The sequence below is a fragment of the Streptococcus sp. HMSC056C01 genome, from assembly GCF_001811305.1.
Lineage (GTDB): Bacteria > Bacillota > Bacilli > Lactobacillales > Streptococcaceae > Streptococcus.
The window spans coordinates 200,085-219,084 of the sequence record NZ_KV804209.1 but is presented as its reverse complement, the minus strand read 5'-3'; the positions used below and the strand labels follow the sequence as shown (position 1 = coordinate 219,084).

Sequence of the window (19,000 nt, the reverse complement as noted above, 5' to 3'; positions counted from 1 at the left end):
TAAATAGTTATCGGTAGGAGAGATATATTTTGGAAGATAGGGTATTTTTTTGTTTTTCAGGTAAAGATAGATTAGTTTATGCTCAGTCTCTAAATTTTCATTTAAAAAATTTAGGAATTGAAGTGTGGTACGATTATGAAAAACTGTATCTAGGAGATGACGGTGACTATGTCAATATTGAAGAGGGAGTAGAACAATCTAAGATATTTTTACTTTTTATTTCAACACAATTATTTCAAAGTACAGGAGCAATGTTAGAATTAGATGCAATTAAAACCAAAATTGATAAATATCAAGAAATAGTAATCATTCCCATTCTTTGCGAGATAACCAGTAGCCAAATTCCTAAGAAATACAATTGGATTTCTAAGTATATATATGGAGAAATGAAACTTGATATTTCTAGCGGAACCTATGATTTATCAATTGATATACTAAAACGTTTACTATACGAACAATTAAAGTCAGTAGAAATAAAAAATCTACTAACTTTAGAAAATATAACAACAGATAAATTTATCAATGCTATTATTGATAAATATAATTATATTGATAAAAATTGTTTTAGCATTAGAATCACAATGCTGTATACATTGATTTTATATTGTTTAGAAAAATACAATATTAATGATAATATTTCATATTATAGTAGTAGCTTCATTTTTAATAAAGTTAAATTTAATATTCAGCCAACTTTAAAAGAAATAGCTTGTATGGAATCAATTATACTGGTATTAATCAATAAAATTGAAGGATATTTCTTCAATAATATGTAATACTAATTCCGCTAGTTTGTCTGGACTATTTTCCGAACATAATTTCTCAATATAATTTTCTAAATAAGGGTATTCAGTTATACTTGATTTTATTTTCTCCCCTAACTCTGCTGCAGCAAATCCAGTGCTAGCAATTGGAATGATATAATTTCCTTGTTCTTTCGAAATTTTAATTTCTTCCCAAACACCCCTAGAAGTGACAATGTCACCTTTACTATTGATTGCCTGACCATACATAACAATGGTAAACTTTGTATCCGATATCAGATTTCGTCTATAAGACGTATCCTCATCTAAACTCATATCGTGAGCGAATGGTCGCATAATTAAACGTTTTTCAATATTAGCCTCATTAATTGAGTAAAGTTTTTGTATGCTGGAACCGGAAATGTAATAGCCAATGTTCTTTCCAAATCCAGTAACTATATTGTATCCTCCGTCAATTAGTTTTTCAACTAAAGATTTCGAAAGGTTATAGGCTCTAGTCTCCTCTAGTGCATCATCTAAACTACCTGAGATATAAATATTTTTACTAATTGTTTTTTCTTTTATTTCCCTCAAAATTTCTTTAATGTCTTCGGGAGTTTGGACCAACAAAACTTTTATGTTGTACCTTTTTCCTAAATCATCTATAAAAAGTTGAAAATTTTTATCCCCAGGCTTATCTATCATAATTGTATAGAATGCTTTATTATTCTTACCTATGTAACTGTGTAGCTTTTGAATAGATTTTAGAACGATATCATCAGTAAAACTATAACCAATAAATAAAAAAGTATTAGTGACTAACTCTCTTTGAAAAAAACTTAAAAATAACTCATGATTAAGGTAATAGTTTTCAATATCAGATTTTGAAATAACAATTTTTGAAATACTACCTATATCTCCGTTAAGCTTGAATATATTTACTCTATTTTTCAAACTAACAGAACCTAAGTCTTGTTCATCATGAATACTATTAATATTTATTTTTTGATACTCAAAATTCTTCTCTATTACTTTATCAAAATTAGTTGTCCAAATTGATTTGAAACCAATTTGGACAATTATTTTCATTAGTTCGCTTTCATAATCAAATTTGTTAATTTTATGATTTATTAGTGAATATAATTCTCGCTCACTATACTCATTAATAAAATATTGAGCAAGTTGAAAATAGTCTGTGATACTACTAATATCGAGTCCTAATTTTTCGGCACATGGGGTTAGAAGTTCTTTCCAAGTTGGAAAATGAGCATCTAAACTACTTCCTGCACCTAAAAATAATGATAATTCTCCATCATTAAAAGAGTCACTTATTTTTGTAATAAAACTTTTTCTATCCAAAATATATCTCTCCTACCGATAACTATTTATTATCACTAGTATACCATAAATTCATTTTTAGTTGTTTGATTTGTATAATGATTTTTTAGTTAAAATTAGATGATATTGGCCAACTATAAATTAAAACACTGTTTTGAAATTATATCGAATACTTTTGAGTCAATTACAAACTTACAACAACTAGAGAATTGTGTAGTTTGAAGGAAATAAGTACAAGTTTATTAGAAAAGTAGCATTTTATAGGATTATCACGAAAAATTCTAATTTTAGAATTATACTTTCTATTAATTTAGAACATGTTTTTTTATTTTTAAATGTTATAATAGTGTTATCAAGTAAAAGGAGCATACTATAATTGGTAACAATATAAAATTATACGAAAGACACATGGCCTGACAAAAACAGATTTGCTCGAATTGTATAAATTTTAGGCAATAGCCCTTAGCTGTTATAAAAACGGAACAAGTACCATTTCAACAGAATTCATAGACACTATTTGCCAGGAACAGTTATAAAAACTGAGTAAAGGAGTCGGAGAGTTGGTCAAGGAAGTGGAGAAAGAATTTCAAGTGGAAGTGAAAAGATTGAAGGAGTTTCATGGTAGTCACTAAGCATTTTGCGACACACGGAAAAAAATATCGTAGGCGTTTAATTAAGTATATCCTCAATCCTGATAAAGCGGACAATTTGAAATTAGTATCTGATTTTGGTATGAGCAATTACTTAGATTTTCCTAGCTATGAAGAGATGGTAGAAATGTACAATGTCAACTTTACCAATAACGACAAGTTGTACGAATACAGAAATGACCGACAAGAAAAACACCAATAAAATATTCCTGCCCACCATCTGATCCAATCATTTTCTCCTGATGATAATCTAACACCAGAAGAAATCAATCACATTGGATATGAGACTATGATGGAGTTGACAGGAGGACGTTTTCGTTTCATCGTAGCAACTTACACAGAAGTGTGAGTACTGAAATTGATACATTTTTTTATGATTTTGTTTTTGAAATTACGAATAGTAAGTTGGATAGTTTTGATTGTTTTTTCAAAAATTTCATGCTAGAATATTCTTAGTAATTTAAAACCTTCTGGTATCGGGGAATAGGGGTTCGACTCCCCTCCCCATCATTTGCTGCTAACCGATGTTTCAGACTCCACTACCTTTATTCTATTGTGTGTAGAAGTAGCAATAGAAATCCTCATAGACTTAGTGAGTGATTGGCTATTCAATGTATTGAATGATATGGATGGCAAGTTTATGGCTATAATAATTTCGTCAGGTTTTAAATTTATGTGTCTCGTTGCAGCGGTGGGGAGCTTCGGTAGCGTTTATGCAGGGCTAGCGAGACACTACAGAAGGGCATTATAAAAGGAATGCCTTTCTGTAGTGTCCCCAAGATTGGAGTTGTTATGACAGATTCTATTATTTCTAACGCAATAAAAACAAGTATAGATCGCCCTAAATATGAGGGTTTTGATGCATGTGCTGACATTACTTTTGAATTGTTAAATGGAGAAAAAAATAAACTGATTGAAAAGATATCTTCAGGTAGTTACCTCACTTCTGAGGAGCAGTATTTTTTAGTAAAACTTGAATCTATTATAAACACTCTCAACGATGAATATAACGGATTTTGCTTTTGATTTTAAAGTATCTTAGTATAAATCGGAAAAATTGCACCCCCTTTTCTATAATCGTTAAAAAGTGTATCCTATCATAGGCCACTCGAAAGGGTGGTTTTGTATTAGGTTCTTAATGTGAAAAAAATCACATTAAAATTTGTATAATGGTAAGGTAGGCTTTTAGAAAGGAGGTAAATCATGGCTAGAAGGAAAATAAGAATAATTACTCAGAAGCAAGAGACTTTCCGTCAGGCTTTTGAGAATGAACTATTTGTTGAAGACTAATGTAAATTATTTAGTAGTTTATTTAGCATGGAGGATTACTGATGAAGAGAAGAAGGTTCGCAGAAGTAAATTTCTATACTACAGATTGGCCAATAGATACTGATCAAGATATGAGTGATGGATTTTATTTTGCAAAAGATAATTGGGACGATTACGGATTTAAAACAACATATCAAGTAGTGGCTTGTTTTGAGGGGGAAAAGAACGACTTAGGGAATATTAACATCACAGTTTATCCATACTCTTCAAGTGATGTGATATCTTTTGACAAAATTAAAAAGAATTTACACTCTCAAAATATAATATCTTTAGGAAATTTAGAATATTATAGATTTCTCAATAATATTTTTGATGAAAAAGATAGAATAGAGTATTTAAAAATATTAGGAGACCTTGCATTTGATGATGAAAAATTAGAAGAATTATATAATAACCCTAATTTTCAGACGATATTCAGTTGGGCACATAAAAAGGACGTAATCAGAGATTCTTTTTTTAGAAATAATAATTATAATGAAGTTATTGATCAGTTCCATCGAGTTACTCTAGGTGGAAGTTATCAGGATAAATATGAAGTTAATCTGATTAATCTTAATGAAGAGGAAATTTTTAAATTCAATGTTGATCCTAATTCTAAAATCCCCACTTCAATGTATTCTATTATCGGAAATAATGGTAGTGGCAAAACTAATTTTTTGAAACAAATTATAAGTTTTTATCATTATCAAAAAAATGGAAGTTTACTAGATAATGCTGAAGAAAAATTATATTCTGATAGGTCGAATCTTAATCAATTTAATTCATTAGTTTGTTTTTCGTATAGTCCATTTGATTCGGGTTTTAAAAAAGAAGACTCAGATATTTATAAATTTATAGGAATAAATTTTTCGAATACTGAAGATCTAAGCGAAATTATTGCAAAAGATATTCATAAATTGTTCACTGAAGTAGGCAAAAGATACCGTACAAAGTTAGGAAATATTATAAAAAAATTTTCATTTGATCCATGGTTTTTACAAATTGAACACGCTATTGATATGGAAAATTTCAGTTTAGAAGATGTGAAGAAATTAAGCTCAGGACAAAAGATTATCCTTCTAAATTTATTAAATCTAATTATTTATGTTTCAGAAAAAACTTTTGTGATTATTGATGAACCCGAACTATTTCTACATCCACCATTATTAAAAGCTTATATACGGGCGATAGATGAAATTATAAGCGATGCCAATGGAGTTTGTTTATTAGCGACCCATTCTGCTATTGTGCTTCAAGAACTGGCTCACATCAATATTAGGAAGATAGTACGGAATTTTGATAACAATCAAAATCGAATTGAGTCAATTTCAATTAAAACTTTTGGAGAAAGCATTAGTTATATTAATAATGCGATTTTTGGTACAGATCTTAGGAACACTGGATTTTACAAATTTATAGTGGATTTAATTAAGGAAGATAAAACTGAACTAGATAAAATTGATTTTATCTTTGGAAGCGAAGCATTACTAGTAAAGAAATTTGAAGAGGTTAGTGATGAAGAAAATTAGTTCACCAAGCTTTTGTATAGCAAATGTAATTGATGAAATAGTTGGATACATGGAACAAAATCAAGGTAATAATAAATCTGGTATTATTAGGAAGCTTCATGAATCCAATTGTCTTTTACCATACTTCAATAAAATTGAAAGCGACTATCTTGAGGCTGGTGAAAATTTACAATCTTTGATTTCTAAATTAGAGCAATCAGATGAAGTTTTGGGAATTGAAAAATCAAAAATGAAAGAACTATACAAGACGTTTTACTCTTCAGAAAGTTCATTTAGGAGAGACTTGTACAAACTTACACCTAGATGTTGTCCAATTTGTGATGCCGAATGGGGTTATGCAACACATACTTTAGATCATATTTTACCAGAATCAATCTTTCCACAATTTGCTATCTTACCAATTAACTTAGTTTCAACGTGTTATAGGTGTAATCATTCAAAAAATTCGATTGTAGGCTATTCAGAAAATCAGGGAGTTTTAAATCCGTATTTTAATTCTGTAAATTTGTTACCATACTTGAAATGTTATACATATATCAAAGGTGACGATTTTATTACGCATATCCAATTAAAGAACGAGTCAGTTGTCGGACTTGATCCATTGAAATATCAAAGATTGAGATTCTTTTACGAGGAAGTTTATAAATTGAATGAAACTTATAGTGAAGTAGCACGTGTAAGTGTTTTGAATAGCCTCATTGATACGCTTTCAGAATTAGGGAATGTAACAAATGATTTTATTAAGGGGTATTTTCAATCTCTTATTATGGATGATAAAGAAGATTTAATTTTAAAGGGAGTTGTCACATTAGAATTCTTAAAAGTTTTAGTTTTAGAATCTCTTCAAGACTTGGAGGTTGAAGCGTATGATTTAATTAACAGAATGCTTCAAGAAAGACGACAAATGAGTGAAGTACAGGATATATTTTAAAATCGAGAGAGCGTTCAGCTCTCTTTTTCTTACTCCCATTTTCAATTTTTGTGATAACTTCCCCAAATTTCTTCTGCTATACTTTTCTCAACTTTAAAAATCCAGCTAAGATTTTTCACTGGGGGTTTGGGGGGCGAAGGCCACCAAGTTATCTTATCGTTGGCTGTCAAAACTAGGAGGTTTTGGTTGGTTGGCGATATGATTTTTGGGATATTGTGGACACAATATCTGAGCTCGCAAAGACCGAACAAGAAGCAAGTGAGGTCTTTAGGAAGCGTACTGACAATGTGAGGTAGACTTACACTGTCAGACAAGTAGAATGTTGAAGGGATATCAGAATGGGACAAGAAATTAAGTCAATCCGAAAGCAATTTAGAATTACGAGACAAGAAGAAAAACAGATAAAAGAAATGATGAGGGAACAAAAAGTGGATAGTTTCTCAGAATTTCTTCGTCAGAATTTATTGAAAAAGAATTATCAGGATAGAATTTTTGAAAGTTGGTTCTCCCTTTGGCAGTCTCAAAAGTTTGAACAGATTAGTCGAGATGTGTATGAAGTTCTGGTTGTCGCAAGAGAAAATCATCAAGTGACTAAAGAGCACGTCTCAATCTTATTGACTTGCGTTCAAGAATTGATTGCAGAAGTGAATCAAGTGCAGCCACTCAGTCGTGAGTTCCGTGAAAAATATATGGGTTAGGAGGATGTAATGGTTTATCGCTATCGTACTAATCTCAAAAAAGTATTTCTAACTGATCCAGAATTACACCAATTGAATGAACGGATTGCTAAGAGCAATTGTCAAAATTTCTCAGTCTATGCCAGAAAAGTTTTGCTTAATCCGAATATGTCATTTGTCACGATTAACACTGATACTTATGACCAGTTAGTTTTTGAATTGAGACGGATTGGAAATAACATTAATCAAATTGCGCGTGCGATTAATCAAAGCCACCTGATTTCTCAGGACCAATTACAAGAATTGAGTAAAGGAGTCGGAGAGTTAATTAAGGAAGTGGACAAAGAATTTCAAGTGGAGGTGAAAAGACTGAAGGAGTTTCATGGTAGTTACTAAACACTTTGCGACGCACGGTAAAAAATATCGTAGGCGTTTAATTAAGTATATTCTCAACCCTGATAAAACTGACAATTTGAAATTGGTATCTGATTTTGGCATGAGCAATTACTTGGATTTCCCTAGTCATGCAGAAATGGTAGAGATGTACAATGTCAACTTCAGCAATAATGACAAGTTGTACGAATCCAGAAACGACCGACAAGAAAAACACCAACAAACTATTCATGCTCATCACCTCATTCAATCATTTTCTCCTGAAGATAATCTGACACCTGAAGAAATTAACCGCATTGGTTATGAGACCATGATGGAATTGACAGGAGGTCGTTTTAAGTTCATCGTAGCAACTCACACAGACAAAGATCATGTTCATAATCACATCCTAATCAACGCTATTGACCGCAATTCAGATAAAAAGTTGATATGGAACTATGCCTTGGAACGAAACCTCCGTATGATTTCAGACCGTATTTCTAAAGTGGCTGGTGCAAAAATTATTGAGAAACGTTATTCCTATCGAGATTATAAAAAATATAGGGAATCTAGTCATAAGTTTGAATTGAAACAACGTCTTTATTTTTTGCTGCAGCAATCTAAATCGTTTGATGATTTTTTAGAGAAAGCAAAGCAGTTGCATGTTCAGATTGATTTTAGTCAAAAGCATAGCCGTTTTTTGATGACAGATAGAACGATGATAAAACCAATTCGAGGACGCCAACTCAGCAAACGAGATCTATATGATGAAGAATTTTTTAGAACGCATTTTGCTAAGCAAGAGATTAAAAGTCGTCTAGAATTTTTGTTGAACCGTGTCAATTCTTTAGAAGAGTTAATAACAAAAACAAAAGAATTGAATCTAACCATTGACTTAAAACAAAAAAATGTAACTTTTATCCTGGAAGAAGAGAATCAAAAGATAAGTTTGGGTCATCAAAAAATAAGTGATAAGAAATTATATGATGTCAAATTTTTTCAAGATTATTTTAAGAATAAGGAAGTTGTTGCTTCAGAAGGATTAGAGAATTTACAGGAACAGTACCATGCTTTCCAAGAAGAACGAGATAAGGATAAAGTATCCACTGAAGAGATTGAGGAAGCCTTTGAGACATTTAAGGAAAAACGAGATACCGTTCGTGAATTTGAAGTGGAACTTGCAGAGAACCAAATAGAGAAGCTAGTTGATGAGGGCATTTATATCAAAGTGTCTTTTGGTATTAAGCAGAGTGGTCTCATTTTCATTCCCAATTATCAATTAGATATTCTAGAAGAAGATAATCAAACAAAATATAAAATCTTTATACGTGAGACAACCTCGTACTTTGTATATAACAAAGAACATTCGGATAAGAATCAGTATGTCAAAGGACGAACCTTGATAAGACAGCTAATCAACGATAGTCGAGTAATACCATACAGAAGACCTACAGTTAAGAGTCTACAGGAAAAGATTACTGAGATTAACCTCTTCATTGAATTAACTGAAGCAGATAAGAAATACCAAGACATTAAAGACGAGTTAGTAAAAGAAATAGCAGAGATAGATATAAAACTAAATCAAATTAATGAAAAAATCGCCAACTTAAATAAGATGGCGGAAGTGCTTATCAATTTGAAGAGTGAAGATGTGAGCAGTCGAAAGCTTGCAAGATATGACTTTTTAAAATTAAATTTGCCAGAATCAATTACAGTAGAACAAGTAAGCGAAGAAATAAGAGCGTTTAAAGAGGAGCTAAATCATTATCTTTATGAGTATGAGAACTTAATAAAAAATTTAGAAATGTTTGTAAAAGTACTGAATGATAAGGATTTTGATAAAAAATTTAGTATAGAAATACTATTGGAATAACAAGAACTAATCCTATGGTGGTTAAAGATTAACTATCCTTGTGTCATTGATTAATATATTTGTCATAGTGCTCTTGGTACTGTGCTTTTATATTATGTTCTCCTAGAATTTCAAATACCTGAAGTGCTTGTTTCATCTTTTCGATTCCGTTCGCAAGATTGCACTTAAATTCAAAGTATCCACATGTATATAAGAAGACGGTTTGTTCATAATAGTTTAATTCATTATTTAGTAATTTTTTTATTTCTTTGATTAGAAAACTACAATTTTGAAATTCTTCTTTATCAATACTAACAATTAGGCAATTGATTGCCAATTGTGTAACAAGCCGTTTATTTGTCTTATTTAATGTTGAATAGATATAATTTTTTAACATTTCTATAGTTAATAGGAAAAAGGATTTATAATTAATTGTTCTTACACAGTTACCTAATAAGATAATTTCATAGTAACCCCAGTTTTCAACTTTAAAAAGATAATCTGTAAGCTGTAATAACTCCTCGTTCGAGGGGAGAAAATTTTTATTTGTTGTATAGAGAATCGATTTTACCATTGTCTTTTCATAAGGACCCAAGTTATAACTTGAAGAGTTTGATAGTAATTCAATAATACTATCAAAATTTTTTGTGGAGTAGTGTTTTCGAATATATTGCACCAAGTTAGCGAATGATCCAGTTTTAGTAGAATTATTGTCATGAAGAATAATAAATTCATCCAAAGTTATATGTAATTTATCTAAAATATTGATTAGTCGAATACAAGAGATTTCTGATTCTCCCCGTTCAAATCTAGAGATTTGAGATTTAGATAAATTACTATCAGCAATTGAACTTAAACTTATTTTCTTCCCTTTTCGAATTTTTCTGAGTGTTATACCAAGTTTTGATTTCATTTTTCCCATATTCCCAACAAAATTACAAGGATTTTTTATTTATTATACAATAAATAAAAAAATAAAGGGAGGTTCAGTATGAAAAAACTTTTAAAATTTACATCAATATTGTTATTGATTATGGATATTATCATTATAGTCGGAGGTTGATTCTTACTAATCTTATACGTAATTCTTAGAGGATATCTATTATGCAAGAAGTTATTATCACAAATAATAAAGGCTGGTTATTTAGTTCGTCTAAGAGACATAGAAGACACCTAAAAAGGGTTGTTACTTATTGCAAAGTTAGTTCCGATAGTGAGAATTAGAAAAACAGTTACGAATCTCAAGTAAGACACTACAAAGAATATATTTCTAAGCGTTCAGATTGGTAACTTGCAGATATTTATCATATAAAGGTATATTAGGAACAAAAGTAGGAAAAAGACAAGCTTTTAACGACTAATAAATGAAATGAAAACTGTTATATTTCACTGATTGCTGTCATATAAAACATATTTTTATGAGTGACGTATTTACTTTCATTGTATAATCACAATAGAAATACTATTTTAGTTTTACTAAAATCTAGAATATTTGAAAACTAATTGGCTTACTTATATATGAAAACATCCCTAATCTGCAACAAGGAGAGGAAGCAATGAAAAATTTAGGACAAATCTTAAAAAAAATTCGAGAAGCTAAGGGCCTCTCTCTTTATAATATTGCTAATGATGAGATTTCTACCTCTCAGTTATCTAGATTTGAAAATGGATATACAGATATTACTCTTAGTAAATTACTTTCAGTTTTAAAGACACTGGACGTATCTTTAGAAGAGTTTATGTATTTAGGGCGTGGTTTTCATAAGATGAGTAATTTCGAGGTAATTGATAAGATAAATAATTATTTTTATAAGAACAACAGCCCAGCCTTGAGAAGACTCCTAATTAATTGTATAGAAAAGGAAGAGGAGAAACTAAGTAAGAAATTAACAATAATTTTGATTAAGTTAAAGCTCCAAGAAATTGAGAAAGATAATATTGTGACTTCTGAAGAAATTGATTTTATATCAGACTATTTATTCAGCATAGATATCTGGGGTGAATATGAATTAGAGCTATTTTCCTCCACAATGGAAATTTTTTGCCAATCAAGTGTTATGATATTAACGAAGGAAATGGTGAGGAGAACTGATTTTTATAAACATTTACCGACCCATAGAAGATTAATTACCAGCATGTTATTTAATGCTTTTAGCCTCAGCGTAGAAAGAAATAATATAGTTGATGCATCTTATTATAGAGAACAATTAGTCCAGTTATTTTTTGATGAAACAGAATTATATGAAAGATTAGTTTTTCACCTCATAGATAGTTGTTACAATTTTAAGATGACAAATGAATTGAGTAATATTTTAGAGATGAGAAAGTGTATTGGCTTTCTGAAAACCTTGGAAAGCATGAGTTTAGTAGATAGATGGGAAAAATATATTGAGAGAGTACTTAATAGTAACTAATTGCAAATTAGGGATAAAAACTATTAGACCAACTGCTAGTGATATAATAACATTAGGCAGTAGGTCTAATAGTTTTTATAATCAAGGAGGATTAATCATGAAGAAATTATTGAAGTTCTGGTAAGATGTTGTTTTAGTATAGAAATAAGTCTTGAAAAACTGGATTTGAAGAATTATTTTGATTAAACAATTTTTAGTTAGGGTTCTGTTAAGGAATTATAGTATTTAGAGTTACAAGTTTGAATATCGAAAAAGATATTCACTAGAACTGGGGTGGTTGTAATGAGTGTATTAGAGTTTATAAAACCTAGAAAAGATTCCGTATATACTCCATTGAATAGTATTAGGGTAAAGCTGACAGATAACTGTAATTGGAACTGCTGGTGGTGTCATAATGAAGGAACAGGTAGTAGGGAACAAAGATTAATAAAAAATATTGATTTTTTCAATGATAAATTTTTTAATGATTTTATTGATCTAACAGATTCCTTAAATATTACTGAGGTACATTTGACAGGTGGTGAGCCTAGTTTACATCCAGATATTGACTTAATTATTAAAAAATTGAAAGAATATAATTTTGTTGTTAAGATGACCTCAATTGGAGGTAAAAAGGAGGTTTTTGATAAGATAATATCTTCGGGAATAGATGGAATTAATTTTAGTTTACATGCGGTAGATACGGTTGAAATGTACAACACTCAAGTTAATCGTTCTAATAGATGGGTAGAGCAAAATCATCGGAAGTTAAAAGAACTAATAGAATATGTAAGTAGAAAAGGAGTTCCTGTAAAGATAAATACTGTTGTAGCCAGCTCTGAAGATTTCGGTAGAGCTTATGAAGTGATGAAGTGGGCTAGTAGCCGCAACATTGCCATAAGAATCTTAAACGAAGTTGAAAGCAATGAAAAATCTATTAGTGCGATTAGAAATTTTTTTGATTCATTAAATGGTATTGAAATAAGTAGGAAATATATCAAAGGAAGTTCATCTGGAACTATTTTTTATAATGTTCCTAATATTGGTGAAGTGGGATTTAAAATACTGATTCCAAACTACTTGCACGATATGTGTAAATGTTGTAGAATTAGGGAAAAGGGCAGATGTGGTGAATATTTTTATGGAATACGATTAGAAAATTTGCTTGGTAATTACAATATTAGGCTTTGTGTCCATAAAACATCACCAGAAACTTACTATAGACTGAGTGAATTTAAAGAGACTTCAGCCTTTGAAGAATTGAGAGGTAAAATTAATGAATGAATTAGAAGTTAGATTTGAACTTAACGATGAGAGGGATTATAATAATGCTATTTCATATTTAGAAAAATCTTATAAATTTAAGTGTGAAAATAAGCAAGTTGATGAATATTTTAAAACAAAAGGAAGAGAATTTGAAAATGATGAGGTAGGTAGCTTTATTTACAGAATTCGTCAAGAAGCTGATGATAAGGCATGTGTTTTCACAAGAAAAGATACGATAAAACAAGGAATGTGGAGTGAAAGTGAAATAGAGTTGGAATCTGAAAAACTAGAATTTGTAAGGAATATCTTGCAAGATGGTTTTTCAAATATTTTCACAATAAGTAAATATAGAAAGACTTATCATGACGTATTAGAAAATAAAACGATTAATCTAGATAAAATTGATGGTCTTGGATTTTATCTTGAAATAGAGATTTTAGGAGATTTTTCAAAAGAAGATTATAATAATTTTTATGAGAAAATGTGCAGAGAGTTCTCGTTTTTAAATTCAAAAATAGAAACAAAGGGCTATGTCCAATTAATGAGAGAAAAAAATGGACGTAATTGAAATTATCAAACAGTTTTATTTTTATGGTCAAGAAAATGGATTTCGAAAACTACAAGAAGGTAAAGTTGTTAGACCTAGAGGGTCAGAGACTATCTTTAATATGTCTGCTATTTCAGAGCATATTAGTTTGTTTGATATGCTATCTGAAACTGGCTGCGTGGAAAAATATGTAACAAAACAGCTATCATATTTTTCAAATAAATTAGATGGCGTCGGTATTAATAGATTGACTAATCCGATGGAGGTTGGCTTATCATTTCTAGTTAAGAATTGCAAAGAACCGGAAGAGATGATTTATCATGCTTTAGCTTTTTTGCAAAGCATTGGTTTATTTACACACCGTATATATGTACGATGTGATAAAGAATTAGAGTTTCGCAGATGGTACATAAAAACAGGAATACCATCTGAAAATATATATGAATGGAAAAATATTGAGAAATTTCATATAGGAAAACAGAGACCTACAGGTAATTACTCTTACTTATATTACAAGTATCTTAATGGTGTAGTTCCGTTCGGAACAATTGCAACTATATATAGAGATGGAAACTACCATTTTGATGTAGTTTTTTATGCAGAACGTTTAGCAATGATTCTAGAAGAAAGAGAATCAATCTGGGGAATTTCCGAAATTAATTTTTTGTTGCCAGTTGTGTCATCATTGCCTATTGATTTTTTAAATGTTAATAGATTCGTTTTACTTTTTAGAGTTTTGGTTTTATTAATTCATGGTGGGATAGGAGAAATTTCAAATAAAAAACAGGGGTATTTTTTAAAAAAAATTATACGTGAATTAGCTTTTTTATTAGATTCAAAAACTATCTCCAATTTATCAAAGAAAAAATTAGTTGACTTATCTTCTAATCTTGTTCACAGTTTAGGTTATACTGATTTGAACATTCAGCAGAAGAGACAACTTGAGGAAAGTATAGAAAAAATAAATTATTTCTCTATTGATATAGCAAAGAGATTGAATAAAGTTGAAAACATGCTTAGGAATCAAGAGGTTAATTCAATTGATTTCAGAAAACTAAAAGGAGAATACGGAATATTTCCTGAATGGATAGTAGCAAAATATTCTGATATTCTCAAGGATAGAGGTATTCATATAGAAATAAAAAAACGGAATTCTATTCGAAGTTTAGCCTTAGGAAACGATAATAGACTAGTAGATATTGATGAACTATTAGGAGAAAAAAATGTCTAAAATACTTGTTATTGGTGGTTTCTCTGAAATACACAGAGCACTTAAAAAAAATAATTGTAAGTTAACATTGGTTTGTGAATCTTCGAAGATAAAACCATATTTTAAAGATCTTTATGATGAAGTTCTTGCCTTTAACAGTTTTAAAAATGAAGTTCAAATTATTGAAACAGTAAGTAAGGCTGTTGAATATTTAGGAGACTATCAATCGATAATTTGTATGTTTGAAAATTTACAAGCATTAGCATACAAAATAGCTGAAAAAACAAAGATACCTTTTAATATCAATGAAACTCAAATGATGGTTATAAATAATAAGTATGCATTGAGAACTTACTTGAAAAATTCATTCTTTGATAACGTTAACTGTGAAATGATTGAGAATAGAGATGATGTGATAAGATTTGTCAACAAAAATGGCACATCAATCTTAAAACCGATAGATGGTACTGGAAGTCGAGCAATCTATAAAGTTGATTCATCAAACGTGAAGGAAATAGTGAATCAAGTAGAGATTTCAGATGAAACGTTTATAATTGAAAAATTTATTGAAGGTGAAGAATTTAGTATAGAGGCTATAAGCGTAAATAGTCAGCATCATATTTATGGTATAACAAAAAAATTAAAAAATCTCGAAACATTTGTTGAGATTGGCCATATTGTACCTGCTAATATTTCGACTGATTTAGAAGATATAATTAACAACTATATGGGGAAACTATTATCAATTTTGAAGGTTACAAATGGTCCAACTCATACAGAGATAATTATCACAAACAATCAAGAGATTCATGTTGTCGAAACTCACTTTAGATTAGGTGGAGGTATGATTTCGGAATTATATAGAAATATTAGTATAAACCATAATCCTATAGAGATAGCAGCCCTATCATCTGCCCAACTTTTAAATGATTTTGATAATTTTGTCTTTTCTTCTAAATTTGTAGCTATTTATTTTGAGGAATTTGAAGGTGAAGTAATTAAAACAGTTACTTTAGATGATCACTATATTGAAAATCATAAGGATATTATCGCTACTGAATTATATGTTAAAGCGGGGGATAAGAGGAGAGAAATAGGTAGCTCAAATAGGATTGGTCATGTGATAAAAACTTCAAACGATTACAATGAGTTAATCTCAGGTAGAGAGAAGACATTGAATTCCTGTATTGAAGTACTGTATGAATAGTCAATTTTGGAGGTGAAATATGTCTGTAGTGATTATTGATCGTGAAGGTAAGTCTAAACATAATTATTTAAAATGGTTAAATGATTTTGACCAAGAGGTATATATCTTGGGCTATCTCGAAACGATAAATAGTTTTTCTTATGATAAGGCTATAGGTTTTCCTGAATTTGAGACCAACGGAAATGTTGAGCAATTTATTTATGAATTAAATAAAATCGATCCTGTTACAAAAATTTTAGCTTTTGAAGAAGGTAGTATTATTCGAGCTGCTTGTATACGAAAAAATTTGGGAATAAAAGGTCAAACACTTGAAGAAGCACTATTGTTTAGAGATAAATATCTAATGCGGAAAAAACTTTCTAAAGAAGGTTTTAAAATTCCTAAATTTAGAAAAGTAGATCACTTTATGGATGTTGTGTCTTTCTGTGAACAATTTGGGTATCCTGTGATTTTGAAACCAAGAAAAAAATGGGCTTCAAAAGGTGTTATCAAAATTGAGAATAAAGATTCGTTGTCAGATGTTCTTTATAATATTTCGCTAGATGATTACTTGGTTGAAGAGTATGTGAGTGGACAGCTATATCATGTTGACGGATTTTTTAACGGTCAATCGATAGAGTTTTCTTGTTGTAGTATGTATGTCAAAAATTGTTTAGAAGCATTTGAAGAGGGATTTGGTCTTGGTTCAATAATGCTTGATATTGACTCGAATGAAGACAAGTTATTAAAAAATTATACTGCAGAGATTTTTAAAAAATTTGAAGTTGATTATAATACGATTTTTCATGCAGAAATATTTATTGATAAATCTGGTAATCCAATACTCTGTGAAATTGGAAGTAGGCTTGTAGGGGGTGAATATACAAAAAATATTATTAAATCATTCTCAATTAATTTGGATGAATATTTGGTAAAAAGAGAGTTAGGCATTCCTTATAATATAGGCAACACTTCAAGTGTTAGGCTTTCTGGGAAAGTATGGATACCGGCACAAAAGGGATATGTGAAGTCTATTCCAATATTGGATTTGGATGGGATTATAGAGATACAAATTAAACAATATGAAAATGTTCGCTTTGCTGGATTACAGAAACAGATGGATTACTTATTAACTGTTAGCTTTTTTGGGAAGAATTTGGATGAACTTCTTCAAAAAGCAATGGATATAAAAAATTTTTATAGCAAGTCAATTGATTGGTCGGAAACTATTACTGATACATGGTTTACTACTTAGTAGTTAGAGTCTAATTTTTTATCTGCATAAGATTAAGAATATTACATTTTTAATAGATACGAGAGAATTTAGTTCAATTACTTGGTGAAGTTAGTTGGTAATACAGATATTTCATGATGGAGTTTTAAAAACTCCTATTTTTATAAAAATCAGATTCTATAAAAGTGGATAAATCAACATTTCCATCCTTAGAATTTTTGGGTTTTAAAGGCTCTTTTGAAGGAGTAATACTTTCAAAGTTATTTCATAGTTTCTTTCAACCATTATTTAAGGTGTCTTATAACACTAATAATGGTAATGATAGGTTGTAGATATACTTTTATTGTTAAACTATGATGAAATTAAATAGTGCCTTATACAAATTGTGGTAGCATTTAGACATTGCTAATGGAGGACCTGAAAAAGATAATATGAGGTAATATTAATGGAAAATAAAAAAACAAAGAATATAAGTTATCTTGTCATGAGTAAAGGGGTATCTAAAATCGGAGATATCATGTTTGACTTCGCTAATAATACCTTTCTGGCCGGACTAAATCCAACATCTTTATCGTTGGTTGCCATTTATCAATCATTAGAAAAGGTGATCGGGGTTCTATTCAATTTATTCGGTGGAGTCATTGCAGATAGTTTTAAGCGGAAAAAAATTATCATTGGAACAAATTTCTTATCTGGGATCGCTTGCATAGTTCTATCATTAATCTCTAAAGAACAATGGTTAGTTTATGCGATTGTTATCACAAATGTCATATTGGCTTTTATGAGCGCATTTTCAGGACCGTCCTACAAGGCTTTTACGAAAGAAGTCGTAAAAGAAGATAGTATTTCCAAACTAAATTCACTATTAGAAACAACGAGTACTGTAATAAAAGTAACGATTCCTATGGTAGCAATCTTCTTGTACAACATTCTAGGGGTACGGGGGGTGCTATTATTGGATGGATTATCCTTTCTAATGGCAGCTTTATTGATTTTATTTGTTACACCTGTGAATGAAGAAGTAGATACAAAGGAGGAAATGACAATAAATGGAGTCTTTAACGACTTAAAAGTAGGATTCAAGTATGTTTATAGCCATAAACCAATCTTTATTATTATCATTCTTTCTGCTTTGGTTAATTTTGTTCTAGCAGCCTATAATTTATTATTACCTTATAGTAGTCAAATGTTTGAAGGAATTTCAGATAGACTTTATGGAAGCTTTCTAACAGCGCAAGCAATTGGTGGTTTTTTGGGATCGATATTAAGTGGTTTTGTCAATAGATCTTTGTCAAGTAGACGTTTACTTCTCTTTTCAGCGTGTTCAGGCTTAATGTTAATGCTAACTGCACCGCTTTATTTTATATTCCATAACCTCATTATCCTAATTTTTTCTCCAGCGTTATTTAGTCTATTTCTTTCCATTTTTAATATCCAATTTTTCTCTATTGTTCAAAGAGATGTAGATAATGAGTTTCTTGGCAGAGTCTTTGGAATTATCTTTTCAGTAGCGATCCTTTTTATGCCACTAGGTACCGTTTTTTTCTCAGTAGTTTTAAATCCTAACAATACTTTTAATATTTTTATTATTGGTGTATCTATTACGGTATTATCGCTAATATTCAGCACGCTATTGAAGAGGTATGATAGAAGTTGATAGCTGATAAAAAATAGCTGATACAGAGAATTTAGAGCGCCTTTGGAATATATTTTTGGAAACATTTAATCAATCACAGTTGAATGTGAAGGGCAATCTGTTTTAGA

16 protein-coding genes and 2 pseudogenes are annotated in these 19,000 nt (G+C 30.1%); 16 read left to right on the top strand and 2 right to left on the bottom strand.

All coding sequences use genetic code 11. From position 1 onward, the window contains the following. Nucleotides 1-29: 29 nt before the first annotated feature. The gene (locus HMPREF2795_RS08075; protein WP_075228613.1) at nucleotides 30-776 is read left to right on the top strand and encodes a toll/interleukin-1 receptor domain-containing protein; all 747 of its coding nucleotides are present in this window, start codon (nucleotides 30-32) and stop codon (nucleotides 774-776) included. On the opposite strand, the gene HMPREF2795_RS10375 is transcribed toward HMPREF2795_RS08075, so the two are convergent. Continuing rightward, complete coding sequence (locus HMPREF2795_RS10375) at nucleotides 735-2,102, bottom strand: SIR2 family protein (RefSeq protein ID WP_080980799.1); 1,368 nt, start codon at nucleotides 2,100-2,102, stop codon at nucleotides 735-737. The two genes, HMPREF2795_RS08075 and HMPREF2795_RS10375, sit on opposite strands and share 42 nt — an antisense overlap. Before the next feature lie 515 nt (nucleotides 2,103-2,617). On the opposite strand from HMPREF2795_RS10375, the pseudogene HMPREF2795_RS10660 reads away from it, so the two are divergent. From HMPREF2795_RS10660 to HMPREF2795_RS08035, 8 genes and pseudogenes are all read left to right on the top strand, one after another. Further along, nucleotides 2,618-2,713, top strand: a pseudogene (locus HMPREF2795_RS10660) (plasmid mobilization relaxosome protein MobC); the annotation flags it as partial. Continuing rightward, nucleotides 2,700-3,074 (top strand): annotated as a pseudogene (locus HMPREF2795_RS10370) (relaxase/mobilization nuclease domain-containing protein); the annotation flags it as partial. The pseudogenes HMPREF2795_RS10660 and HMPREF2795_RS10370, both read left to right, overlap by 14 nt. 449 nt (nucleotides 3,075-3,523) lie before the next feature. Next, nucleotides 3,524-3,757: a hypothetical protein gene (locus HMPREF2795_RS08060; RefSeq protein ID WP_075228612.1), complete on the top strand. Its 234-nt coding sequence runs from the start codon at nucleotides 3,524-3,526 to the stop codon at nucleotides 3,755-3,757. 305 nt (nucleotides 3,758-4,062) lie between these two features. Continuing rightward, complete coding sequence (locus tag HMPREF2795_RS08055; protein ID WP_050243436.1) at nucleotides 4,063-5,568, top strand: AAA family ATPase; 1,506 nt, start codon at nucleotides 4,063-4,065, stop codon at nucleotides 5,566-5,568. Continuing rightward, entirely contained in the window at nucleotides 5,555-6,499 is a 945-nt protein-coding gene (locus HMPREF2795_RS08050) for an HNH endonuclease (protein WP_050243434.1), read from the top strand. Before HMPREF2795_RS08055 ends, HMPREF2795_RS08050 begins: the two co-directional genes overlap by 14 nt. Before the next feature lie 338 nt (nucleotides 6,500-6,837). Further along, a complete protein-coding gene (locus HMPREF2795_RS08045) occupies nucleotides 6,838-7,197 on the top strand; it encodes an SAG1252 family conjugative relaxosome accessory protein (RefSeq protein ID WP_050238673.1) in 360 nt (119 codons plus the stop codon). Between the two features lie 9 nt (nucleotides 7,198-7,206). Next, nucleotides 7,207-7,572, top strand: coding sequence for a plasmid mobilization relaxosome protein MobC (gene mobC / locus HMPREF2795_RS08040; RefSeq protein ID WP_000263039.1), 366 nt, complete (start codon nucleotides 7,207-7,209; stop codon nucleotides 7,570-7,572). Further along, a complete protein-coding gene (locus HMPREF2795_RS08035; protein WP_075228611.1) occupies nucleotides 7,559-9,421 on the top strand; it encodes an SAG1250 family conjugative relaxase in 1,863 nt (620 codons plus the stop codon). Before mobC ends, HMPREF2795_RS08035 begins: the two co-directional genes overlap by 14 nt. A gap of 43 nt (nucleotides 9,422-9,464) precedes the next feature. Here the strand turns inward: HMPREF2795_RS08035 and HMPREF2795_RS08030 are convergent, their stop codons facing one another. Beyond that, nucleotides 9,465-10,313, bottom strand: a complete 849-nt coding sequence (locus HMPREF2795_RS08030; RefSeq protein WP_075228610.1) for a helix-turn-helix domain-containing protein — start codon at nucleotides 10,311-10,313, stop codon at nucleotides 9,465-9,467. Nucleotides 10,314-10,956: 643 nt separating this feature from the next. On the opposite strand from HMPREF2795_RS08030, the gene HMPREF2795_RS08025 reads away from it, so the two are divergent. From HMPREF2795_RS08025 to HMPREF2795_RS07995, 7 genes are all read left to right on the top strand, one after another. After that, nucleotides 10,957-11,814: a helix-turn-helix domain-containing protein gene (locus HMPREF2795_RS08025; RefSeq protein WP_075228609.1), complete on the top strand. Its 858-nt coding sequence runs from the start codon at nucleotides 10,957-10,959 to the stop codon at nucleotides 11,812-11,814. 282 nt (nucleotides 11,815-12,096) lie between these two features. Then, nucleotides 12,097-13,077, top strand: coding sequence for a radical SAM protein (locus tag HMPREF2795_RS08020; protein WP_000114485.1), 981 nt, complete (start codon nucleotides 12,097-12,099; stop codon nucleotides 13,075-13,077). Next, nucleotides 13,070-13,627: a CYTH domain-containing protein gene (locus HMPREF2795_RS08015; protein ID WP_075228608.1), complete on the top strand. Its 558-nt coding sequence runs from the start codon at nucleotides 13,070-13,072 to the stop codon at nucleotides 13,625-13,627. Before HMPREF2795_RS08020 ends, HMPREF2795_RS08015 begins: the two co-directional genes overlap by 8 nt. Then, complete coding sequence (locus HMPREF2795_RS10805) at nucleotides 13,614-14,837, top strand: hypothetical protein (protein ID WP_075228607.1); 1,224 nt, start codon at nucleotides 13,614-13,616, stop codon at nucleotides 14,835-14,837. Before HMPREF2795_RS08015 ends, HMPREF2795_RS10805 begins: the two co-directional genes overlap by 14 nt. Next, nucleotides 14,830-16,023, top strand: a complete 1,194-nt coding sequence (locus HMPREF2795_RS08005) for an ATP-grasp domain-containing protein (protein ID WP_075228606.1) — start codon at nucleotides 14,830-14,832, stop codon at nucleotides 16,021-16,023. Before HMPREF2795_RS10805 ends, HMPREF2795_RS08005 begins: the two co-directional genes overlap by 8 nt. Before the next feature lie 19 nt (nucleotides 16,024-16,042). Further along, nucleotides 16,043-17,257: an ATP-grasp domain-containing protein gene (locus HMPREF2795_RS08000; RefSeq protein WP_075228605.1), complete on the top strand. Its 1,215-nt coding sequence runs from the start codon at nucleotides 16,043-16,045 to the stop codon at nucleotides 17,255-17,257. Between the two features lie 424 nt (nucleotides 17,258-17,681). Then, the gene (locus HMPREF2795_RS07995) at nucleotides 17,682-18,893 is read left to right on the top strand and encodes an MFS transporter (protein ID WP_075228604.1); all 1,212 of its coding nucleotides are present in this window, start codon (nucleotides 17,682-17,684) and stop codon (nucleotides 18,891-18,893) included. The last annotated feature ends 107 nt before the right edge of the window (nucleotides 18,894-19,000 follow it).